Raw genomic sequence first — 21261 nt, 5'->3', positions numbered from 1 at the left:
TCGTCAGCACCACATGACCGGGTTGCCGGTCGCGACCGACGCCGCGCAGAGCCGGCGCAGCGGCTCCACGACGTAGGCGAAGTCGTCGCCCGACCGGCTGCGGGTCCGGACCGCGAGCCGCTCGGGCGGCGGCTCACCGTGATCGCTCACCGGCCGCATCGCCACCACCGTCCGCGTCCCGCCGACCGAGAACTCCACCCGGTCGCCGGGTAGCGGCCGCTGCCCGCACCGCACGGCCCGGAACAGCGTCACCGGCGGGTCGGCGCGGTCCTGTACGAAGAAGCCGTCCGGATCGACGCCGGCCTGGAAGCCCGGGCCGTACATGAACACCCCGCGGTAGACCTCGACGTACGGCATGAGCACCCGGCCGGTCGCCTCGTCGACGAGCTCCACCTCGTCGATGACCCGGTCGGTGCGCACGAACGCGTCCAGCTCGGCGAGCGCGACCGCCGCCCGGTCGGCCGGCAGGGGGCCGTCGCCGACGTCCGGCAGCGCGGCGGCGAGCGTCGGGAAGCGATGCTCGCCCGCCGCGCGCAACGCCTGCTGGAACAGGCGTACGCCGGACCAGTTGGACGCGTGCTCGTTCACCAGACCCATGGTCTCGTGCGGACAGGCGCTGTCCACCCAGGCGAGGAACGTGTCGTGTGCGGCCTCGTTTCCCTCCCACGGCCGCAACAGCGTGAGCACGCCGTTCTCGTCGTATCCGACCGGCCCGATCGGGCAGGGCGCGGCGAGGCCGTCCTGCCAGCAGCGGCAGGACACGTACGCGTCGAGCCCCACGCCGGCACGCTACCGGTTTCCGGCGACTCAGGTGATGGCGAGCAGCACGGCCTCTCCGCGCGCCGCCGCGTCGCGGTAGAAGGTGCACAGCGCGGCGAAGTTCGGCAGCAGGTAGCTGTCGAACTCGTCGTCGCCGTCGTCCCAGATGTGCGGGTAGATCTCGGCCTCGGACATGGCCGCCGGGTCGAAGCGGGCCCGCAGCGTCGCGTCGTCCACCGCGTCGAGCCCGGCGGCCACGGTGCGCACGGCGTCGGGCATGAGCAGCCGGGCCGGGCCCATGCCGAGGTCCGGCCCGATCGGGTCGCCGCCGACGATCGCCGGCCCGGCGTCGCCGCGGACCTCGTACGTGGTGCCGTTGAGCAGGTAGTGCAGGCCGTGCCACGCCTTGTCGAGGTCGAGTTCGTCGGGACCGCCGTCGAACAGTGTGCCGACCGTCTCCGGGTCGGCCAGCACCGTCGCCAGTTGCTCGCCGGACAGCCGGCGTGCGGTGAACACCATGCCCATGTGGTCGTCTCCCAGGGGTGGTCTGTCGCGATCCGCGGCAGCTTAGCGTGAGCGTCGGACACCCGTGCCATCATCGGCGGGTGGTGAGTGAATCCCGGCATCTCAGCGTCCACATCGACCGTCCGGTGGCGGAGGTCTACGCCTTCGCCGCCGACCCGGCGAACCTGCCCCGCTGGGCGCCGGGCCTCGGCGGCTCGGTGGCCCGGGTCGGCGGTCAGTGGTTCGTGGACACTCCCGAAGGGCGGGCGCGGCTGACGTTCGCTCCCGCGAACGAGTACGGCGTGCTCGACCACGAGGTGCTGACGCCGTCCGGCGAGACGGTGTACGTGCCGCTGCGCGCCATCGCCGACGGCGACGCGACCGAGGTGGTGTTCAGCCTGCGGCGGTCGTCCGGCATGAGCGACGCGGACTTCGACCGGGACACCGCGCTGGTCGAGGCGGACCTGGCCCGGCTCAAGGCCGTGCTGGAGAGCGCCGCCGGCTGATCGGCGCCCGTTGTCGTTCCGGCGTCCCCGTCCGTGCTGCCGCCCGGACGACGACGTCGAGGCCCTCCTCGAACAGCAGGTCGTCGTCCCAACGGGTGTCGTCGAGATGGCCGGAGGCGCTGAGGGTCGGGTAGGTGTCGGCGCTCGCGGCGATGTGGTCGCGGGCTGCGGCTCTCGCGCCCGGGTCCGCGCTCCGGCGCCACGTGGCCTCCGTGAGTGAGGCGCCGATGACGTAGTTGGCCAGCATTCTCGTGGCGACCGCGAGGTGCAGACCGTGACAGCCGCCCCGCACGAGCGCCGACTGCAGGAACTCGGTACGGGCCAGGACGTTGGGCCCGAGCATCGGACGTCCGACCAGCCCGGGCGCCCAAGGATGGCGCAGCATCGCGTCGCGCCATGCCCGGACGAGGACGCGGATGTCCTCCATCCAGTCGTCGCCGGCGTCCGGAATCGGCACGTCGCCGAAGATGCGGTCGACGGCCAGATCCAGGACGTCGTCCTTCGTCTTCACGTGCCAGTAGAGCGCGGTGGCAGTCACGTCGAGTCGCTGGGCGAGGTGGCGCATCGTCAGGCCCTCGACGCCGTGTTCGTCCAGCGTTGTCACCGCGCGTTCCACGATGCGCTCGAGGGTCAGCGGCGGCTTACGCCGCGCCCGCGGCTGCTCTGACCGCAGCCACACCGGTGTCGTCGCCGCACCGGGCTCGGTCGTGGTCATGGAGCCACTCTAGTTCACTGGACAGGTAGCTTAACAACGGTAAGCTGATTGAACAGACGAAAGTCCGGTCTCGACAGTGGGCAAGAAGGGCGTGCCGTGCCCCTGCTGCGGATCCACCTCGACAGCGACCCCACCACCGCCCGCCGCGTCCTCCACCTGCATCGCGAGGGCGGCGTCCATCACGAGTCGCGGGAAGCGGCCCGGGAACAGGTGTGGCGCCAGGGCCGCACCCCGGCCGGTGACCCGGTCTTCGTCGGCATCACCAACGGCCGCCGCAACGTGCGACTGCTCTACGACGTCGAGGTCTACTCCGACACCGTTTCGTGAGGACTCGCCGGCACTCACGCCGCGCGGGAATGGGAATTGCGCCTCGAGCTCGGCGGGTTATCGTGAGTGGGAAGGGATTCTGCGGCCCGGTGCGCCGGCATTCGAGCCGGCGAACGCAAATCCGGCGGACGCAATTCGGTGATTCAGTCGCCGATGGCGTCCCGCATTCTTTCCCTGGTCCAGTATTCGGCGGGGTCGGTGGCGCCGGGGCTCGGATTGTGCGTCGCGACCACCGGGCCGGGCGGCGCGGGTCGCCCTGCGTCGCCGTCGCGCGTCGCGAGGACCACGACGGCCGCGGCGACGGCGAGCGCCGCGACGGCGGCCGCGCCGAGCAGCACACGATGGGACATGTCGCCTCCTCCAGGGCCGGGTGCCGGTCCGCCGGGTGCCGGTCCGCCTGGCGCGCCGGGTGGCACACCAGGCGGACCGCCGGTCACCAGGTGTCGTTCGCGTACGTGTTGTAGAGCGTCCCCACCACGGCGGCGGAGAAATACGGCGAGCCGTTCGTGTTCGAGCCGCTCGAGTAGCTCATCACCCGTGCACGTCACCACGTCTGGTGGTGTTGTCGTAGCTGTAGTACCACGGGCCGCCGCTCGAACCGCCCCCGAAGCCGCAGTTCATCTCGATCCGGTTGCTGCCCGCGTCCCTCGACATGCCCGAGCAGACCCACTGGATCTCGCCGCTGTCCTTGTTGCTCGGGTAGCCGAAGATGTCGTAGTGGTACTCCCGGCCACCGCCGGTGAGCAGCCCGTTCGCGCCGACCGCGTCCACGATCGACCGGCTGCCGTAGACGAGCGCGACGGCCACGTCGTACTGCCGCTCACGGGTGCTGATCCAGCCGCTGGGCACCGCGAGCGTGGACCAGTCCCAGGTGCCGTACGGCTGCGCGCCGTTGCGGTACGACGGCACGAACATCCAGTTCGCGGTGTGCCAGTCCCGGCCCGGCCCGTCGTGCACGCAGTGCGCGGCGGTGAAGACCATGTTGCGCGCCGGGCTGTTCACCACGCTCGCCGAGCAGTAGTGGCCCAGGCCGTCGGTGGAGCTGGTGTAGAAGATCTTCCCCACCGTGATCGACTCGTTGAGCTGGGTGCCGAAGCCGCTGCCGTCCTTCGGCGCCACCGCCTCCGCGAAGCGCCGCACCCGCTCCGCCGCAGGGCTCTGGGTGACCGGGCCGGCGGGCTTCTCCACCTCGTCGGCGGGAGTGGCCGCCGCCATGCGCTCGGCCGTCCAGTAGGCCCTGGCCTGCGAGGACGACCCCGCCTTTCGCTCGATCGACGTGACAGCGGCCGGAGCGGCCGTGCCTGCGGCGGTGCCGGTGCCGGCCAGTGCCGGCGTGCCGGCGAGGATCGCCGGCAGGATCAGGGCCGGCAGGGCCAGAAGTCTGATCGTCGTCTTCATGAAATCCTTCCCAGTGTTCGATTCTCGGATCGAAACTGGAGCGCCCCGTTGTTCATCGCGATGTCGGCAACGTATCGACGGAATTCGGAGCGTGTCAACGAATCATGGGCGTCGATTGTTTGCAGTGTCGGATGTGCGATCGGGGGCGAGGGGCATCATCGAATTGCAATTTCGACATAATCGCGGTTACCGCCTGCGGGCGGGTGCGGGGTCGCGGATTCGCCACGGAGGCGGCGGCCGCGTGTCGCGACCACGCGCGCGACCGGCTGGGCGTCGACCGCCTCGTCGCGATCATCCACCCGGACAACACGCCCTCCAAGCGGGTCGCGGAGCGGATCGGGCTGAGCTTCGAGCGTGCGACCACGTCCGAATCGGGGGATCCGGCGCACGTGTACGCCGCGCGCCTGGCCTGACCGGGCTCAGCGGCGAGTCGACGTCACGAACCGGGTGCACGCGGCCGGGGTGAAGGTATGCGTCGATCTCGGCGACTCGCTGAAGTGCGCGGCGGACTTCCGGGACAACAACTACACCTCGTAGCCGACAGAACCGCTCCTCGCACCTCCCGTGCGAGGACGCGAACAGCGCAAAAGCCGCCCGGAGGAATCCCTCCGGGCGGCTTCGCCGCCGCGGGGTCAGGGACCACGGCGTGGTCCCTGACCCCGCGGGTTCAGCTCGCGATCATGCGGCGCAGCACGTACTGCAGGATGCCGCCGTGCCGGTAGTAGTCCGCCTCACCCGGGGTGTCGATGCGGACCACGGCGTCGAACTCCACGCCGCTGTCGGTGGTGACCTTGACGGTGCGCGGGGTGTCGCCGTCGTTCAGTGCGGTGACGCCGCTGATCGAGAACGTCTCCGTGCCGGTCAGGCCCAGCGACTCGGCGGTGTCGCCGCCCGGGAACTGCAGCGGCAGCACGCCCATGCCGATCAGGTTCGAGCGGTGGATCCGCTCGTACGACTCGGCGATGACCGCCTTCACGCCCAGCAGCATCGTGCCCTTTGCCGCCCAGTCGCGCGACGAACCCGAGCCGTACTCCTTGCCTGCCAGGATGACCAGCGGGACGTCCGCCTCCTGGTAGGCCATCGAGGCGTCGTAGATCGAGGTCTGCTCGCCGGTCAGGTGGTTGACCGTGAAGCCGCCCTCGACACCCGGGACGAGCTGGTTGCGCAGCCGGATGTTGGCGAACGTGCCCCGGATCATCACCTCGTGGTTGCCCCGGCGGGAGCCGTACGAGTTGAACTCGTGCCGGGCCACGCCGTGCTCGGCCAAGTACTTGCCGGCGGGGGAGTCCGCCTTGATCGAACCGGCCGGGGAGATGTGGTCGGTGGTCACCGAGTCGCCCAGCTTGGCCAGCACCCGCGCGTCGGCGATGTCCTGCACCGGGGTCGGCTCCTGCCGCATGCCCTCGAAGTACGGGGGCTTGCGCACGTACGTCGACTCGCCGTCCCAGGAGAACGTGTCACCGGTCGGGGTCGGCAGCGACTGCCAGCGCTCGTCACCGGCGAACACGTCGGCGTACGCGGCGCTGAAGCCGGTCGCGCCGATCGCCGAGGCGATGACGTCCTGGATCTCGGCGCTGTTCGGCCAGATCTCGCGCAGGAACACCGGGTTGCCCTGGGAGTCCTCACCGATCGGCTCGTTCGCCAGGTCGATGTCCATGGTGCCGGCCAGCGCGTACGCGACCACCAGCGGCGGGGACGCCAGGTAGTTCATCTTGACGTCCGGGTTGATCCGGCCCTCGAAGTTCCGGTTGCCGGACAGCACCGACACGACGGCCAGGTCACCGTCGTTGACGGCGGCGGAGACCTCCTCCGGCAGCGGGCCGGAGTTGCCGATGCAGGTGGTGCAGCCGTAGCCGACCAGGTTGAAGCCGAGCTTCTCCAGGTACGGCGTGAGGCCGGCGCGGTCGTAGTAGTCCATGACGACCTTCGAGCCCGGCGCCAGGGTGGTCTTCACCCACGGCTTGCGGGCCAGGCCCTTGTCCACCGCGTTGCGGGCCAGCAGCGCGGCACCGATCATGACCTGCGGGTTCGAGGTGTTGGTGCAGGAGGTGATCGCGGCGATCACCACGGCGCCGTGGTCCAGCTCGTACTCGACGCCGTCGGCGCCGGTCACGCGTACCGGATTGCTGGCCCGGCCGCCCGCGCCGACCGCGGCGGTCTCCAGGTCGCGCGGCGCGTCCGCCGGGTCGTTCACGCCGTTGGCGGGGGAGTCGCTGGCCGGGAAGGACTCGGCCGACGCCTCGTCGGCCGGGCCGTCGGCGCCGAACGGCTTCTCCTGCTGCGGCACGCCCGGCTTGCGGCCCGGGTCGCCGCCGGTCTCGTCGGCTGCCACGTAGTCGCTGAGCGCGGCGCGGAACAGCGTCTTGGCGCTGCCCAGCGGCACCCGGTCCTGCGGGCGCTTCGGGCCGGCCAGCGACGGCTCGATGGTGCCGAGGTCCAGCTCCAGGCGCTCGGAGTACTCCGGCTCGCGCTCCGGGTCGTGCCAGAGGCCCTGCTCCTTGGCGTACGCCTCGACCAGCGCGACCTGCTGTGCGTCGCGGCCGGTCAGCTCCAGGTAGCGGATGGTCTCGGCGTCGATCGGGAAGATCGCCACGGTCGAGCCGTACTCCGGCGACATGTTGCCGATGGTGGCGCGGTTCGCCAGCGGCACGGCGCTCACGCCCGGGCCGTAGAACTCGACGAACTTGCCGACCACGCCGTGCTTGCGCAGCATCTCGGTGATGGTCAGCACCAGGTCGGTGGCGGTGGTGCCGGCCGGCATCTCACCGGAGAGCTTGAAGCCGACCACGCGGGGGATCAGCATGCTGACCGGCTGGCCGAGCATCGCGGCCTCGGCCTCGATGCCGCCGACGCCCCAGCCCAGCACGCCCAGGCCGTTGACCATGGTGGTGTGCGAGTCGGTGCCGACGACCGTGTCCGGGTACGCCTGGCCGTTGCGCTCCATGATCGTACGGGCCAGGTACTCGATGTTGACCTGGTGCACGATGCCGGTGCCCGGCGGGACGACCTTGAACTCGTTGAACGCGGTCTGGCCCCAGCGCAGGAACTGGTAGCGCTCCTTGTTGCGCTCGTACTCCAGCTCGACGTTGCGCTCGAAGGCGTCCTCGCGGCCGAACAGGTCGGCGATGACCGAGTGGTCGATGACCAGCTCGGCCGGGGCCAGCGGGTTGACCTTTGTGGCGTCGCCGCCCAGGTCACGGACCGCCTCGCGCATGGTGGCCAGGTCGACCACGCAGGGCACGCCGGTGAAGTCCTGCATCAGCACCCGGGCCGGGGTGAACTGGATCTCCACGCTCGGGTCGGCGGTGGCGTCCCACGCGCCGAGCTGCTGGATGTGGTCGGCGGTGATGTTCGCGCCGTCCTCGGTCCGCAGCAGGTTCTCCAGCAGGATCTTCAAGCTGTAGGGCAGCCGCTCGTGGCCCTCCACCTTGTCGATCCTGAAAATCTCGTAGCTCGCGTCTCCGACGCGTAGCTGGGTCTTCGCACCGAAGGTGTCGAGGCTCGCCACGTCGTACTCCTTCACACCAGCGACCGTGAGTAGTCCTGAGCAGTTTGTCGCACCGACCGGGGCGCTGCCCTGCTTAGGCAACACTTACCTGCGTCGGTCTCTACAAAACCGTACGTCCGTCTTGCTATTCACGCAACCTCGTGCCACGCTGCGGGACGAGGAGGTGCCACCATGATCCATCACGTCCTGCTCGCCTGCCCCCGCGGCTCCGAGGACGCGTCCCGCTCCTTCTACACCGGCCTGCTCGGCCTCACCGAGAAGCCCAAACCCCCGGCCCTCGCCGCCCGCGGTGGTTGCTGGTTCACCGGGTACGACGCCGAACTGCACCTGGGCGTCGAGGACGACTTCCGTCCCGCCCGCAAGGCGCACCCCGCGCTCGTGCGCACCGACCTGGACGAGCTGGCCGCCCGCCTGGACGCCGCCGGGCACACCGTGACCTGGGGCGACGACGAGATTCCCGGCATGCGGCGGTTCCACACGTACGACCCGCACGGCAACCGGCTGGAGTTCCTGGCCCCCGCGGGCTGACCCGGCGCGGGTAGGGTCGACTGGTGGTCGACGTTCAGCACTGGCTCGCCGCGCTCCCGCCGGCCCTGATCTGCCTGCTCGTGGGCGGCGTGATCGGCGTGGAGAGCATGGGTATCCCGCTCCCCGGCGAGATCGTGCTGGTCAGCGCCGCTCTGCTCGCCGCCACCGGCGCGGTCGGGCCCGAGTGGGTGGCCGCCGCCGCGGCCACCGGCGCCATCGTCGGCGACTCCATCGGGTACGCGGTGGGCCGGCGCGGTGGCCGTCCCCTGCTGGAACGGCTCGGCCGGCGCTTCCCGAAACACCTCGGCCCGGCACACCTGGCCCGCGCCGAGCTGAGCTTCGCCCGGCACGGCGTCTGGGCGGTGTTCTTCGGGCGGTTCGTCGCGCTGCTGCGCATCCTCGCCGGGCCGCTCGCCGGGGCGCTGCGCGTGCCGTACCGCCGGTTCCTGGTCGCGAACGCGGCAGGCGGGCTGGTCTGGGCGTTCGGCACCACCTACCTGTTGTTCTACGTCGGGCAGGCCGCCGAGCACTGGCTCAAGGACATCTCCTGGGCCGGGCTGGTGCTGGCGGTGCTGGCCGGCGTGGCCAGCACCGCGTGGCTGCGCCGCCGCGCCAAGCGCCTGGAGCCGGTGGAGACCCCCGAGGAGCCCACCCCCCTCCCCACAGCCGACCGCTGACCCACCCCGCCCCCCTCCCGCCCTCGCCCCCCGGGGGCCCTTCCCGGTGATCAAGGAGTTCGCGTCCTGCGGCGGCTCTCGCAGTGACCCAAACTCCTTGATCACCGATGGCGATGAGGGCGGGAGGCAGGGGAGGAGAGCGGGATGGAGCGCGGGCGGGGCCCGGCCGGTCGGAGTGCGCCGGGTGGACGGGGTGCGCGCGATCCCTGGCGCCGACCGACCGCCTACCCCCGTCCCTGCCCTTGCCCTCCGCCCTCCCCCGCCCTCGACCCGGTGATCATGAAGTTGGCGGCGACAAATCAGACAGAGACCGCAGTCAACTTCATGATCGCCGGGGCAGGGTGGTGAGTCGGTGGAGATCTTGGTACGAAACGGCCCCTCCAGGGGCTCTCAGAGGGGCCGTTTCATACCAAGATCTTGTGCGGCCTGTGCTCGGGACGGGGCGGGGTGGGGTCAGGGGGTGGTGAGGAGGGTCAGCAGGGTGTCTCGGGCGGTGCGGACGGCGGCGCGGGACTCCTCTGTGTGATCGAGCGCGTCGAAGCCGTGCTGCCCGTTCGGCACGTCCACCACGTGCAGCGGGATGCCGCGCCGCCGCGCGACTGCGGTGAACGCCTCGATGGTGGGGGCGACCTCGGGCCGCTCCCGCCCGGCCCGGGTCAGCACGAGCGCCGGCCGCGCCGCGCCCTCCGCCGGCCGCGCCGCGCCCTCCGCCGGCCGCGTCGCGCCCTCCCCCCGTGCGGCGTCGACGACCGCGTCTGCGGGCGGGTCGAGGGCGTCGATCGGGCGGAAGCGCGGGTCGACCGGCGGCCATCCGGGCAGCGGGGCCAGCAGGGGATAGGTCGCGGCCACGCCGCGCAGCCAGGCGGGCGGGTCGCGGAGCCAGTCACCGAGCAGCAGGCCGGCGCCGGAGAAGAACCAGAGGCCGAGCCGGTCGGGATCGACGCGCGGATCGGCGCGGAGCTGCGCGGCGGCGTCGGCCACCCGCGCGGCGACCGCGTACATGTCGTCCGGGCTCGCCACGGTGAGCCGGGGGATCGCGGCCAGCACGCCGGCCTCGGCGAGCAGCGCGCCGTAACCCCGGTAGAGCGGCCAGTCCCGCGCGTCGGGGGCGTCGGGCGGGCCCGGTACGCCGTGCACGACGACCACCGCGGGATGCCGCCCGTCGCCGGTGGGCACGTGCAGGTCGACGTCGCCGTGCCGCTCCACGGCGGCCGGTGGGGGATCGAGGACGAACGGACTCTCCCAGAAAACGGTCTCCATCGTTGCGATGGTAGGAGAATCCGACCGTCCGATCAGGACGAGGAGGCCTTGGCGTGCCGCTCGCGCAGCCGGTCCCGGATCTCCTCCGGCGTGTACGCCCGGCGTCGCCGTTCCGCCCGGGCGACCACCACTCCGGTCGCCGCGACGCCGGCGAGACCCGCGAGACCGAGTACCTTCCACCACCGCATCCGTTGCCGCATCCGCATAGGGTAGTCCTCCATGAGCATCAGCCTGGACGAGGCCGTGGAGCTGACCCGTACCGGCGATCTGTGGGTGTTCCGCGGACGCAGCGTGCCCGACCGGGCCATCCAGTTCACCACGAACAGCCCGGTGAACCACGTGGGCATGGCCGTGGTGCTCGACGACATGCCGCCGCTGATGTGGCACGCCGAGCTGGGCCGAACGCTGCCGGACATGTGGACCGGCACCCACCAGCGCGGGGTGCAGTTGCACGACCTGCGGGACGCGGTCTGCGTCTGGGCCAACCGGTACGGCCAGCGGGGCTGGCTGCGCCAGCTCGAACCGCCGGCCGACACCGCGATGGAGGAGGCGGTGCTGCGTACCGTGGCACGGCTGGACGGGACGCCGTTCCCGTCCACCGCGCAGCTCGCCTGGCGGTGGGCCCGGGGCCGGCTGCCGGATCCGCGCCGCCTGAACCTCGGTGCCGTCACGGGAAGGATCGGCGACCGGGGCCGCACCGGTGACGGAGGCGGAAGTGTGGACGGGGGCGAGACCGCGGACGGGGGTAGGAACAGCGACAACGCGCTGGAGACGGCGTACTGCGCCGAGGTGGTGGCGGTGACCTACGAGGCGATGGGTCTGCTGCCCGCCGGCCGGCGGCCCAACTGGTACGACCCGGGCCGGTTCTGGAGCGGCGACGACCTGGGCCTCAGCGGCGGCGCGCACCTCGGCGCCGAGATCGAGGTGCGGGTCCCGCCGCGCTGAGGAAGGTTTGCCGCCGGCGCGGGCCGGTAATGAGGAGCGTCGTGACGGCTTCCACCGACCTCGACACGCTCACCGACTTCTTCGACCGGTACGGCGTGGCGCTGACCACCGCCGACGTGCCGGCCATCGCCGGCTGCTACGCCCTGCCCGGGCTGGTGGTCGCCGACACCTACAGCTTCTCGTTCACCTCGCCCGCGGCGGTGGCACTCAGCTTCGTCGGCGCCGCCCCCGACTACCAGGAGCGGGAACTCGTCGCCGCCAACGCGCAGATCGAGGACGTACAGCAGATCTCGGCGCTGCTCACCGAGGTGGCGGTGCGCTGGGAGTTCCTGGACAGCCAGGGCGGCGCGGTGCCCGGCGAGCGCTACCGCTACCTGCTGCGGGCCACCGACGACGGCCCGATGATCTGCACCGTCATCCGTACCGCCTGATCGTGCCGCTGTGGCGGCCGGCCGCGCGGGCCGGCCGCCACACCGGTGTCAGCGGTGGTGGGCGCCGGCCCAGCGCTCGGCCTCGGGGGCCGGGTGCAGGCCGGGCTCGTGCAGGCCCTCCTCGGTGACCTGGCCGATCCGGCGGTACGTCTCCGGCCGGCTGGTGCGCAGCACCACGCCCCACAGCAGGCCGAGCACGCCCGCCGCCACCGGGATCGCCGGCAGCAGCCACTTCAGGTAGCTCGCGGTGTCGGGGGCGAGCAGCGCGTCGAAGTTGAACAGCAGCACCAGCAGCACGGCGGTGAGCAGGATCGTGCCGAGCGCCGGAGCGATCGACCGCTGCCACGCGCTCTCCGGGCCGGGACGGCCGCGGAAGAAGCCGACAACGGCGGCCGAGGTGAGCGTCATCAGCAGCACGACACCCACAGCGGCCGCGCCGGACAGCCAGGTGAACAGGTCGATGACCGGGTCACGGCCGGTCATCGCGAACGCCAGGAACACCACCACCGCCAGGACGCTCTGGACCACCGAGCCCGCGACCGGCGCGCCGCTGCGGCTGGAGGTGGCGCCGAGGAAGCGCGGCAGGACCCGCTCCCGGCCGAGCGCGAACAGGTAGCGCGCCACGCCGTTGTGGAACGACAGCAGGGCGGCCAGCACGCTGGTGATGAACAGGACGTTGGCGATGTCCGCGACGACGGCGCCGGTGTACTGGTCGAGCGCGCCGAAGATGATGCCCGGACCGGCCTCGGCGCTCGCCGCCGGTGCGTTCTCCGGGCCGGTGAGCACGGTCAGCGCCCAGGCGGAGAAGGCGTAGAACAGGCCGGTGAACGCGACAGCGATGTAGGTGGCCCGGGCCACGGTGCGCCGCGGGTCCTTGACCTCCTCGCTGTAGATGGCGCCGCTCTCGAATCCGGTGAAGGAGGCGATGGTGAACGCGAGCACCGCGCCGAAGCCGGCGCCGAACAGGTGGCCGGGGCTGATGCCCGCGGTGGTCACGGCGCCGCCGTCCGGGTTGGCGAAGGCCACCAGGTCGAAGATCAGCACGGCCACGCACTCGAGGATGAGCAGCACCGCGAGCACCGTGGCGTTGAGGTCGATGCGCAGCACACCGAGCGCGCCGATGAACACCCAGGCCAGCAGCGCCCAGACCCACCAGTCGAGGCTGATGCCGGTCTTGGCGTCCATGAAGTCGCCCAGGATCGCGCCGAGCAGGCCGTACAGACCGATCTGGATCGCGTTGTACGCGGCCAGCGCGACCGCCGAGCCGGCCACCCCGCCGGCCCGGCCGAGGCCGTTGGCGATGTACGCGTAGAACGCGCCCGCGTTGGCGACGTACCGGCTCATCGCGGCGTAGCCGGTGGCGAAGACGGCGAGCACGGCGGCGAGCAGCACGTATCCGAGCGCGGCGCCGATGTTGCCGCTGACCGCGTACATGGTGGTCACACCACCGCCGAGAACGGTCAGCGGGGCGGACGCCGCGACGGTGAAGAAGACGAGGTGAGCGGTGCCGAGACGACCGCGGCGCAGCCCACCGTCGGAGAAGAACGGATCGGAGGACAAGGCTTCTCCAGGGGAGGGGGTAAGGGGATTGAGGTGTCTACTTCGGAACAACCTGAAGCAGGGTATTGGTGATCACGTATTGTGACAACCCCGCTTCGATATCGATTGGGGTGCGCGTGATCCGGCGGAATTGAGCTGTGCGTGGTCATGCCGTACCGTCCCGTGTCGACGATCACGGCCACCGTTCGAGGATGGACCATGACCTACCCCGGGGCGCAGGCCACTTACCGGCTTGCGGATGCGCTGTTCCTTATCGGACATGACGAGTTCACCGGCAAGCCACACGTCGCCGTCGACCGGCTGGAGTGCGGGCTGGCCGGCGCCGCGCTCGCCGAGCTGATGTTCGAGGGCCGGATCGCCCTCGACGGAGGGGGGATCGCCGCGGTGGATCCGCGGCTGTGGCAGGAGCCGCTCACCGACCTGCTGATAACCGAGATCCTGCGCCGCGAGGGAGCGCATCCGGCCCGGCTGTGGATCCGCTACCTGCGGACCCAGCTCAACATCAACGAACGGGTGGGCACCCGGCTGGTCACCGCCGGCGTGCTCCGCCGCGAGCAGGGCAAGCTGATCGGCCGCGCGGTGCGCTGGCCGGCCAACGACCCGAACCAGGCGGCCTCACCGCGGGTGCGGCTGACCGCGATGCTGATGCACTCGTCCCCGGCCGAGCTGGACCCGGGCACGCTGCTGCTGGCGACGCTCGCCGAGGCGGTCGGGCTGGCCGCGCACATCTTCGACCCGCAGGTGGCCACGCGGATGCGCGACTGCCGCCGGTTCCTGCCGGCGCAGCTCGACGGGCTGCTGGCCGCCGTCGTGAGCGCGCTCGACGTCAGCACCACCACGGTACGGCGATGACGTCCCGCCCCGGGCCGAGCCGGGGCGGGACGGCACCGGTCAGGCCGGGTCGCGCCACATCGGGTAGAGGCTGGGGCCCTCCGGCAGGTCGAGTGTGACCGGGCGGCGCCGGAACCCGAGCCGCTCGTAGAGCGCGGCGTTGCGCGGCGAACTGGCCTCCAGGTACGCCGCCGTGCCGGCCTGATCCAGCTCGGCCAGCCTGTTACGCAGCAGTGCCGACCCGACGCCCTTGCCGTGATGGTCCGGGTGCACGCCGATGAAGGGCAGGTACCAGTGCGGCTCACCCGGGTGCCGGGCGCTCATCATCTCGTCCAGCATGGCGAACCGCTTCATGGCCTCCGCGCCGATCGCGGCCTCCATCCCGTCGAACTCGCCGCTGTCCTCGGCGTCGTGGCCCTCGCCGGTGGGCAGCCACAGCGTGGCCCCCAGCCCGTCACCGGCGACGTACACCTCACCGGTGCGCAGCGCCAGCGCGACGAACGGTCCGAAGAAGGCGGCATGGACCCGCGCGCGGTGGTCGTCGTCGGGGAAGACCCAGCCGCTCACCGGATCCCGCATGAACGCCTCGGCGAGAATCGCTGTCACGGCGGCGGCGTCGGCCGCGGACGCCCGCCGGATACTGCCCTGCCACTCAGTCACTGGCCAACCGTCCTACCGGCTCGACGAGCCATTGTGGTCATTGATCGGCGTGCAAGGTATCAGGTGTGCGGTGCCGTGCGGCAGGGCTCGACAGCGATGCTCGCCGCGACCCGGTCCGGGTGGCTACTCTGGCCCGGACCCCGACAGGAGGACCATGTCCCGCACGCGTCGTCCCGGACCGCAGCCCGGGGCCGCCATGACCTCGTCCCCCTGGATCCTCGTCGCCGCCGGGGCGCTCGTGATGGTGGTCCTGCTGGTGGTGGCGCTCGGTTCGGTGCGGGGCCGCAGCACGTTCCCGTCGGCCGGACCGGCCGATCCGGTGATGTCGCTGCCCGGCATGCCGCTGACGCCCACGGCGGTCAGCGCCACCGGCCCCTCGCCGGTCGCCGCCACCGCGCCGGTGCCGGGCCTGTCACCCCGGTCCACGATGCTGCCCGCACGGCCGACGCCGGCCGCGCCGCCGCCGAGCCCGCGGGGCGTGGCCCGGCCGGTGCTGCCCCCGCCGCCTCCGCCCTCGCCGCCCGCGCCCTCCTCGGCGGTGGCCGGCCGGTACAGCGTGATGAGCTCCTTCGACGGCGGTTTCATCGGTGAGGTGCTGCTCGTCAACACCGCGCGTACGCCGCACGGCTGGACGGTGCGGGCGGTTTTCCCCGGTGGCCGGCTGGTCACCGCCTGGGTCGAGGGCGCCGAGCAGGGCGTCTTCGGCTTCGCCGACGGCGTGTTCACCTACCGCAGCGGATTCGACCTGGCCCCCGGGCAGTCGTTGCCGGTGCGCTTCCACATCGAGCGTGCCGGCACGCGTCCGGCGAGCTGCACCGTCGACGGCACGCCCTGCGCCGAGCGGTAGGTCCGGCACCCCGGGGCGGGGCCGGCATATGCGCCTCCCTTGCAAGGTAACTGCTTTGTTGCGGCATGGTTTGCAAGGTATTGCAGAATGTTTCGGCAAGGGCTAGCGTGCGGGCGAATCAGCGACCAGAGAAAGGCCGTCGATGAAACCCCCGCCGATATCCCCCAAGGCGCTGCTCGCCCTGGTCACCTCCCTCGTGCTCACTCTCGTCGGCGTGCCGGTGGCCCTCCACCAGCTCGGCGCCGACGCCGCCGGACCGGCCGCCACCCCCGACGTCCTGGCCGCCGGCAACGCTCCCCAGTGGAACCGCGAGCCGTCCCCTGACGCACTCCTCGAGGCCGCCACCAACACGGCGAAGGCCGAGCAGTTCTACTTCGTCCTGCCCGACCGCTTCGCCAACGGCGACAGGCGCAACGACACCGGCGGCCTGACCGGCGGCCGGCTCACCACCGGCCTCGACCCGGCCGACAAGGGCTTCTACCACGGCGGCGACCTCAAGGGCCTGATCGACCGGATGGACTACATCCAGGGTCTCGGCACCACCGCCATCTGGCTCGCCCCGATCTTCAAGAACCGGCCGGTGCAGGGCGCCGGCGCGGACGTCTCGGCCGGCTACCACGGCTACTGGATCACCGACTTCACCCAGGTCGACCCGCACTTCGGCACCAACGCCGAGTTGAAGAAGCTGGTCGACCTGGCCCACCGGCGGGGCATCAAGGTCTACCTGGACATCATCGTCAACCACACCGCCGACGTGATCCGGTACGCCGAGGACAAGTACGGCTACGTGGACAAGAAGACCGCCCCCTACCGCGACGCGCAGGGGCGCCCCTTCGAGGACCGCAACTACGCCGACGGTACGCGCAGGTTCCCGGCGGTGAACGACAAGTCGTTCCCGTACACCCCGGTGTTCGCCACCCCGGCCGACGCGAAGGTCAAGGTGCCGGCGTGGCTCAACGACCCGACCATGTACCACAACCGCGGTGACTCCACCTTCGCCGGGGAGAACAGCGAGTACGGCGACTTCTTCGGCCTTGACGACCTGTGGACCGAGCGTCCCGAGGTGGTCCGCGGCATGACCGACATCTACGCCCAGTGGATCGGCAAGGTCGGCGTGGACGGGTTCCGCCTCGACACCGTCAAGCACACCAACCTCGACTTCTGGCCGCAGTTCGCCGGCGGAATCGACGCCGCCGCGAAGAAGGCCGGCAAGAAGGACTTCTTCATGTTCGGCGAGGTCTACAGCGCCGAGCAGGAGATCCAGTCGACGTACGTACGGCAGGGCGGGCTGCCCGCCACGCTCGACTTCTCCTTCCAGGAGGCGGCACGCGGGTACGCCGCCGCCGACGGCTCGGCCAGGACGCTCGCCGACGTCTACGCCAAGGACGACCTGTATTCGGCGCGGGACACGAACGCCAACCGGCTCACCACGTTCCTGGGCAACCACGACATGGGCCGGATCGGCTCGTTCGTCGCCGCCGCCGGCGGTGACGACGCCACCCAGTTGAGCCGCAGCCGGCTCGCCCACCAGCTCATGTTCCTCACCCGCGGCCAGCCGGTCGTCTACTCCGGTGACGAGCAGGGCTTCACCGGGCCGGGCGGCGACAAGGACGCCCGGCAGGACATGTTCGCCTCGCGGACCGCCGACTACCTCGACGACGACCTGATCGGCACCACCCGCACCCACGCCGTCGACCAGTACGACACCCGCCACCCGCTCTACCGGACCATCGCCGAGCTGGGCGAGCTGCGGGCGGCGCACCCGGCGCTGCGCGACGGCGTGCAGGTGACCCGGTACGCGGCCGACGGGCCGGGCGTGTTCGCGTTCTCCCGCGTGCTGCCCGCCGACCGGATCGAGTACGTGGCGGCGGTGAACAACGCCGCGACACCGCAGACTGTCACAGTGGACACCTGGTCGGCCGGCGCCCGCTTCACCGGCGTGTACGGCGGCGCCGCGGGCGCGACGGCCGGCACGGACGGCAAGCTGAGCGTCACCGTGCCGGCCATGTCGGCGCTGGTGCTCAAGGCCGACCGGGCGATCCCGCAGGCCGGGGCCCCGAAGATCACGATCACCGAGCCGGGCGGCGACCCGGTCCCCGGCAAGGTCGCCGTCACCGCCCAGGTCACCGGCGACCCGCTCGCCTCGGTCACGTTCGCCGCCCGGGTCGCGGGCGGGAAGTGGACGCTGCTCGGCAGCGCGCACCGCGCGCCGTACACCGTGCACCACGACCTTACCGGCCTGCCCGGCGGCACCCGGGTGGAGTACAAGGCGGTGGTCCGCGACGGCAAGGGCCGCACCGCCACCGCCCGCGCCACCGGCACGGTCGGCACCCCGGCGCAGGGCGCGTCGCGGGACTGGGCGATCGTGCACTACCAGCGCCCGGCCGGCGGGTACGACGACTGGCGGCTCTACGCCTGGGGCGACATCGACCCGGCGTACGTGACGCAGTGGCCCGCCGGGCAGCCGTTCGCCGGTGAGGACTCCTACGGCCGGTTCGCCTGGGTAAAGCTCAAGCCCGGCGCGAAGTCGGTCGGTTTCCTCGTGATCGACGGCGACGGCAACAAGGACGTGGCGAACGACCGCACCATCGACGTGACTGCCACCGGCGAGGTCTGGGTCAAGCAGGGCGACCCGGCGGTCTACCCGACGAGGCAGGCCGCCACCGGCGAACCGGACCCGCCCGTCGCCCAGGACACCGCGCTGATCCACTGGCGCAAGGCCGACGGGAAGTACGACGGCTGGGGCCTGCACCTGTGGGACGGCGCGGCGAACCCGACCGACTGGGCCGCCCCGCTCAAGCCGGAGAAGATCGACGCGTACGGCGCGGTGTTCCGGGTGCCCCTCGCCGCCGGGGCGACCGGGCTGAGCTACATCATTCATTCCGGCGACGAGAAGGACCAGCCCGAGGACCAGCGGCTCGACTTCGCCTCCGCCGGACGCGAGGTGTGGCTGCTCGCCGGCGTGAAGGGGCGGCTGCTGCCGACCACCACGTCCGGCGCCGCCAAGGATCTCGACCTGACCAAGCAGAAGGCGCAGTGGATCGACAGGTCCACAGTCGCCTGGGCCACCGGGCCGACCGACGGCAGGCGGTACGCGCTCGCCGTCGCCCCGGCCGGTGGGATCGGCCTCGCCGACGGCGAGCTGACCGGCACGTACACCACGATCCCGCTGCGGGCGCAGCGCAACGGGTTGACCGAGGCGCAACGGCAGGCGTACCCCCATCTCTGGGCCTATCGCGCCTTCTCGCTGGACCGCGTCGACCTGGGCAAGGTGCCGGCGGCGCTGCGCGGCCAGATCGTGGTCACCGAGCGGGACGCCGAGGGCGCGCTGCTCGCCGCCACCGGCGTGCAGATCCCCGGCGTGCTCGACGACGTCTACGCGGCGGCGACCGGCGCGAAGCTCGGCCCGACGTTCGCCGGACGGGTGCCCACGCTGGCGGTGTGGGCGCCGACCGCGCGCACGGTGTCGCTGGAACTGTTCGACTCGCCCACGGCGCAGCCGGCCACCGTGGCGATGCGCCGCGACGACCGCACCGGCGTCTGGTCGGTGCGCGGCACGAAGGCGTGGAACGGCCGCTACTACCGCTACCGGGTGCAGGCGTGGCAGCCGGCCACGCAGAAGATGGTCACCGCGTCGGTGACCGACCCGTACTCCGTGGCGCTGGCGCCGGACTCCACACACAGCCAGATCGTCGACCTGACCGACCCGGCGCTCGCGCCGGCCGGCTGGGCCGACCTGCGCAAACCGGCCGCGCCGCCGGCGGCGAAGGTGCAGATCTCCGAGCTGTCGGTGCGGGACTTCTCCATCGCCGACACCACCGTCCCGGCCGACCGGCGGGGCACCTACCTGGCGTTCACCGACCCGGACACCGCCGGCATGAAGCACCTGCGCAAGCTCGGCGACGCCGGGGTCAACCACCTGCACCTGCTGCCGGCCTTCGACTTCGCCACCATCCCGGAGAAGCGGGCCGACCAGGCCCGGCCGGACTGCGACCTGGACGCGCTGCCGCCGGACTCCGACAAGCAGCAGAAGTGCGTCGCGGCGGTCGCCGGCACCGACGGCTACAACTGGGGGTACGACCCGCTGCACTACACGGTGCCCGAGGGCGGGTACGCCACCGACCCGAACGGCGCGAAGCGCACCACCGAGTTCCGCCAGATGGTCGCCGGAGTGAACAAGGCCGGCCTGCGGGTGGTCATGGACGTGGTCTACAACCACACCTCGGCCGCCGGCGCCGACCCGAAGTCGGTGCTCGACCAGGTGGTGCCGGGCTACTACCACCGGTTGCTGGAGGACGGGACCGTCGCCAACTCCACCTGCTGCGCCAACACCGCCCCCGAGCACGCCATGATGGGCAAGCTCGTGGTGGACTCGCTGGTCACCTGGGCCAAGGCGTACAAGGTCGACGGTTTCCGGTTCGACCTGATGGGCCACCACCCGAAGGCGAACATCCTGGCCGTACGGGCCGCGCTGGACAAGCTCACGCTCGCCCGCGACGGCGTGGACGGGCGGAGGATCCTGCTCTACGGCGAGGGCTGGAACTTCGGCGAGGTCGCCGACGACGCCCGGTTCACCCAGGCGACCCAGGCCAACATGGCCGGCACCGGCATCGGCACGTTCAACGACCGGCTCCGCGACGCGGTTCGCGGCGGCGGCCCGTTCGACGCCAACCCGCGGGTGCAGGGCTTCGCCTCCGGCCTCTACACCGACCCGAACGGTGACGAGGTGAACGGCTCGGCCGCCGAGCAGCGGGCCCGGCTGCTGCACCAGCACGACCTGATCAAGGTGGGGCTGACCGGTAACCTGCGCGGCTACCGGTTCACCGACTCCACCGGCAAGCGGGTCACCGGCGCGCAGGTCGACTACAACGGCGCTCCGGCCGGGTACACCGCCGCGCCGGGCGAGGCGGTCACCTACGTCGACGCCCACGACAACGAGATCCTTTACGACGCGCTGGCGTACAAGCTGCCGCAGGGGACCTCGGCGCAGGATCGGGCCCGGATGCAGGTGCTCGCGCTGTCGACCACCGCGCTCGGGCAGGGCGCCGGGTTCGTCACCACCGGCTCGGAGCGGTTGCGCTCGAAGTCGCTGGACCGCAACTCGTACAACTCCGGTGACTGGTTCAACCAGATCCGGTGGGACTGCGCCCAGGGCAACGGGTTCGGCGCCGGCCTGCCACCGGAGGCCGACAACAAGGACAAGTGGTCGTACGCGAAGCCGCTGCTGGCCGATCCGTCGCTGGTGCCGGACTGCGCGGCGATCGACCTGGCCGACGCCCGGTACGCGGAGCTGCTGCGCATCCGCCGGTCCTCGCCGGTGTTCGGCCTCGACACCGCCGAGCAGGTGCAGAAGCGGGTGGCGTTCCCGGTGTCCGGAACGAAGGAGACGCCGGGCGTGCTCACCATGACGCTCGACGCGCGCGGACTGGACGGGAAGTGGAAGTCGGTGACAGTCGTCTTCAACGCCACCCCGGAGACGGCGAAGCAGACAGTCACCGGGCTGCGTGGGGCGAACGTGGCGCTGCACCCGGTGCTGCGGAACTCGGCCGACCCGGAGCTGCGTACCGCGTCGTTCGACAGGGGCGCCGGCACGTTCACGGTGCCCGCGCGCAGCGTCGCGGTGTTCGTCCAGAGCTGACCGTACGGCCGACCGGCCCCCCGCCACGTCACAGTGGCGGGGGGCCGGTCGCATACCCCGGACCGTCAGGTCAGTTGAAGCAGTCCTCGACGGTGTTGGCGCAGTTGGTGGGGTCGTTGTTGCTGATGAGGGACTTGTCGTCGAGCTTGACGCGTCCTTCGTTGTTG

At 71.7% G+C, this 21261-nt stretch carries 20 protein-coding genes; 10 read left to right on the top strand and 10 right to left on the bottom strand.

Going from position 1 to position 21261, the window contains the following annotated elements; all coding sequences use genetic code 11:
- Positions 1-3 precede the first annotated feature (3 nt).
- Both AB0B20_RS20945 and AB0B20_RS20940 read right to left on the bottom strand, forming a co-directional pair.
- A complete protein-coding gene (locus AB0B20_RS20945) occupies positions 4-780 on the bottom strand; it encodes a hypothetical protein (RefSeq protein WP_357472612.1) in 777 nt (258 codons plus the stop codon).
- A gap of 27 nt (positions 781-807) precedes the next feature.
- Positions 808-1284, bottom strand: a complete 477-nt coding sequence (locus AB0B20_RS20940; RefSeq protein ID WP_357472609.1) for a YfbM family protein — start codon at positions 1282-1284, stop codon at positions 808-810.
- Between the two features lie 80 nt (positions 1285-1364).
- Between AB0B20_RS20940 and AB0B20_RS20935 the strand changes: the two genes are divergently transcribed.
- Positions 1365-1769: an SRPBCC family protein gene (locus tag AB0B20_RS20935; protein WP_357381107.1), complete on the top strand. Its 405-nt coding sequence runs from the start codon at positions 1365-1367 to the stop codon at positions 1767-1769.
- Here AB0B20_RS20935 and AB0B20_RS20930 read toward each other — a convergent pair.
- Positions 1738-2484: a TetR/AcrR family transcriptional regulator C-terminal domain-containing protein gene (locus AB0B20_RS20930; RefSeq protein ID WP_357381109.1), complete on the bottom strand. Its 747-nt coding sequence runs from the start codon at positions 2482-2484 to the stop codon at positions 1738-1740. The genes AB0B20_RS20935 and AB0B20_RS20930 overlap by 32 nt on opposite strands.
- A 96-nt stretch (positions 2485-2580) precedes the next feature.
- On the opposite strand from AB0B20_RS20930, the gene AB0B20_RS20925 reads away from it, so the two are divergent.
- The gene (locus tag AB0B20_RS20925) at positions 2581-2811 is read left to right on the top strand and encodes a hypothetical protein (RefSeq protein WP_357381111.1); all 231 of its coding nucleotides are present in this window, start codon (positions 2581-2583) and stop codon (positions 2809-2811) included.
- 143 nt (positions 2812-2954) lie between these two features.
- Here AB0B20_RS20925 and AB0B20_RS20920 read toward each other — a convergent pair whose 3' ends face one another.
- Together AB0B20_RS20920 and AB0B20_RS20915 are read right to left on the bottom strand one after the other, a co-directional pair.
- Positions 2955-3161, bottom strand: coding sequence for a hypothetical protein (locus AB0B20_RS20920; RefSeq protein WP_357381113.1), 207 nt, complete (start codon positions 3159-3161; stop codon positions 2955-2957).
- A 181-nt stretch (positions 3162-3342) separates the two neighbouring features.
- On the bottom strand, positions 3343-4209 hold the full coding sequence (locus AB0B20_RS20915; RefSeq protein ID WP_357472606.1) for a hypothetical protein: 867 nt from the start codon (positions 4207-4209) through the stop codon (positions 3343-3345).
- Between the two features lie 203 nt (positions 4210-4412).
- Here AB0B20_RS20915 and AB0B20_RS20910 point away from each other — a divergent pair, with 203 nt between their 5' ends.
- A complete protein-coding gene (locus tag AB0B20_RS20910) occupies positions 4413-4622 on the top strand; it encodes a GNAT family N-acetyltransferase (RefSeq protein ID WP_357381117.1) in 210 nt (69 codons plus the stop codon).
- 254 nt (positions 4623-4876) lie between these two features.
- On the opposite strand, the gene AB0B20_RS20905 is transcribed toward AB0B20_RS20910, so the two are convergent.
- Positions 4877-7732, bottom strand: coding sequence for an aconitate hydratase (locus AB0B20_RS20905; RefSeq protein ID WP_357472603.1), 2856 nt, complete (start codon positions 7730-7732; stop codon positions 4877-4879).
- Positions 7733-7888: 156 nt separating this feature from the next.
- Here AB0B20_RS20905 and AB0B20_RS20900 point away from each other — a divergent pair, with 156 nt between their 5' ends.
- Entirely contained in the window at positions 7889-8245 is a 357-nt protein-coding gene (locus AB0B20_RS20900; protein ID WP_357472599.1) for a VOC family protein, read from the top strand.
- Positions 8246-8268: 23 nt separating this feature from the next.
- Positions 8269-8922 carry a DedA family protein gene (locus AB0B20_RS20895; RefSeq protein WP_357472595.1) on the top strand — a complete coding sequence of 218 codons (654 nt, stop codon included), beginning with the start codon at positions 8269-8271 and terminating at the stop codon, positions 8920-8922.
- 453 nt (positions 8923-9375) lie between these two features.
- Here the strand turns inward: AB0B20_RS20895 and AB0B20_RS20890 are convergent, their stop codons facing one another.
- Positions 9376-10182: a hypothetical protein gene (locus tag AB0B20_RS20890; RefSeq protein ID WP_357472592.1), complete on the bottom strand. Its 807-nt coding sequence runs from the start codon at positions 10180-10182 to the stop codon at positions 9376-9378.
- A 32-nt stretch (positions 10183-10214) separates the two neighbouring features.
- Positions 10215-10403, bottom strand: a complete 189-nt coding sequence (locus tag AB0B20_RS20885) for a hypothetical protein (RefSeq protein ID WP_141708223.1) — start codon at positions 10401-10403, stop codon at positions 10215-10217.
- Here AB0B20_RS20885 and AB0B20_RS20880 point away from each other — a divergent pair.
- Both AB0B20_RS20880 and AB0B20_RS20875 read left to right on the top strand, forming a co-directional pair.
- Positions 10402-11127: a hypothetical protein gene (locus tag AB0B20_RS20880; RefSeq protein WP_357472589.1), complete on the top strand. Its 726-nt coding sequence runs from the start codon at positions 10402-10404 to the stop codon at positions 11125-11127. The genes AB0B20_RS20885 and AB0B20_RS20880 overlap by 2 nt on opposite strands.
- A 41-nt stretch (positions 11128-11168) precedes the next feature.
- Positions 11169-11558 (top strand): hypothetical protein, encoded by a 390-nt coding sequence (locus AB0B20_RS20875; RefSeq protein WP_357381130.1) that lies wholly within the window; start codon positions 11169-11171, stop codon positions 11556-11558.
- A gap of 48 nt (positions 11559-11606) precedes the next feature.
- On the opposite strand, the gene AB0B20_RS20870 is transcribed toward AB0B20_RS20875, so the two are convergent.
- A complete protein-coding gene (locus AB0B20_RS20870; RefSeq protein ID WP_357381132.1) occupies positions 11607-13118 on the bottom strand; it encodes an APC family permease in 1512 nt (503 codons plus the stop codon).
- 198 nt (positions 13119-13316) lie between these two features.
- Here AB0B20_RS20870 and AB0B20_RS20865 point away from each other — a divergent pair, with 198 nt between their 5' ends.
- Positions 13317-13970 carry a GPP34 family phosphoprotein gene (locus AB0B20_RS20865; RefSeq protein WP_357472586.1) on the top strand — a complete coding sequence of 218 codons (654 nt, stop codon included), beginning with the start codon at positions 13317-13319 and terminating at the stop codon, positions 13968-13970.
- A gap of 39 nt (positions 13971-14009) precedes the next feature.
- Here the strand turns inward: AB0B20_RS20865 and AB0B20_RS20860 are convergent, their stop codons facing one another.
- A complete protein-coding gene (locus AB0B20_RS20860) occupies positions 14010-14609 on the bottom strand; it encodes a GNAT family N-acetyltransferase (RefSeq protein ID WP_357472583.1) in 600 nt (199 codons plus the stop codon).
- 196 nt (positions 14610-14805) lie between these two features.
- On the opposite strand from AB0B20_RS20860, the gene AB0B20_RS20855 reads away from it, so the two are divergent.
- Together AB0B20_RS20855 and pulA are read left to right on the top strand one after the other, a co-directional pair.
- A complete protein-coding gene (locus AB0B20_RS20855; protein ID WP_357472580.1) occupies positions 14806-15456 on the top strand; it encodes a cellulose binding domain-containing protein in 651 nt (216 codons plus the stop codon).
- 142 nt (positions 15457-15598) lie between these two features.
- Complete coding sequence (gene pulA / locus AB0B20_RS20850) at positions 15599-21094, top strand: pullulanase-type alpha-1,6-glucosidase (RefSeq protein WP_357472577.1); 5496 nt, start codon at positions 15599-15601, stop codon at positions 21092-21094.
- The last annotated feature ends 167 nt before the right edge of the window (positions 21095-21261 follow it).

Source organism: Micromonospora sp. NPDC049151, assembly GCF_040648395.1.
In the GTDB taxonomy this organism is placed as follows: Bacteria; Actinomycetota; Actinomycetes; order Mycobacteriales; family Micromonosporaceae; genus Micromonospora.
This window is presented reverse-complemented; position numbering and strand designations above follow the sequence as displayed.

What these genes read in the sequence shown, in the direction of transcription:
- AB0B20_RS20940 (WP_357472609.1), bottom strand. Translation starts at nt 1,284, where the DNA reads ATGGGCATGGTGTTCACCGCACGCCGGCTGTCCGGCGAGCAACTGGCG.
- AB0B20_RS20930 (WP_357381109.1), bottom strand. Translation starts at nt 2,484, where the DNA reads ATGACCACGACCGAGCCCGGTGCGGCGACGACACCGGTGTGGCTGCGG.
- AB0B20_RS20920 (WP_357381113.1), bottom strand. Translation starts at nt 3,161, where the DNA reads ATGTCCCATCGTGTGCTGCTCGGCGCGGCCGCCGTCGCGGCGCTCGCC.
- AB0B20_RS20915 (WP_357472606.1), bottom strand. Translation starts at nt 4,209, where the DNA reads ATGAAGACGACGATCAGACTTCTGGCCCTGCCGGCCCTGATCCTGCCG.
- AB0B20_RS20900 (WP_357472599.1), top strand. Translation starts at nt 7,889, where the DNA reads ATGATCCATCACGTCCTGCTCGCCTGCCCCCGCGGCTCCGAGGACGCG.
- AB0B20_RS20890 (WP_357472592.1), bottom strand. Translation starts at nt 10,182, where the DNA reads ATGGAGACCGTTTTCTGGGAGAGTCCGTTCGTCCTCGATCCCCCACCG.
- AB0B20_RS20880 (WP_357472589.1), top strand. Translation starts at nt 10,402, where the DNA reads ATGAGCATCAGCCTGGACGAGGCCGTGGAGCTGACCCGTACCGGCGAT.
- AB0B20_RS20885 (WP_141708223.1), bottom strand. Translation starts at nt 10,403, where the DNA reads ATGGAGGACTACCCTATGCGGATGCGGCAACGGATGCGGTGGTGGAAG.
- AB0B20_RS20865 (WP_357472586.1), top strand. Translation starts at nt 13,317, where the DNA reads ATGACCTACCCCGGGGCGCAGGCCACTTACCGGCTTGCGGATGCGCTG.
- AB0B20_RS20855 (WP_357472580.1), top strand. Translation starts at nt 14,806, where the DNA reads ATGACCTCGTCCCCCTGGATCCTCGTCGCCGCCGGGGCGCTCGTGATG.
- pulA (WP_357472577.1), top strand. Translation starts at nt 15,599, where the DNA reads ATGAAACCCCCGCCGATATCCCCCAAGGCGCTGCTCGCCCTGGTCACC.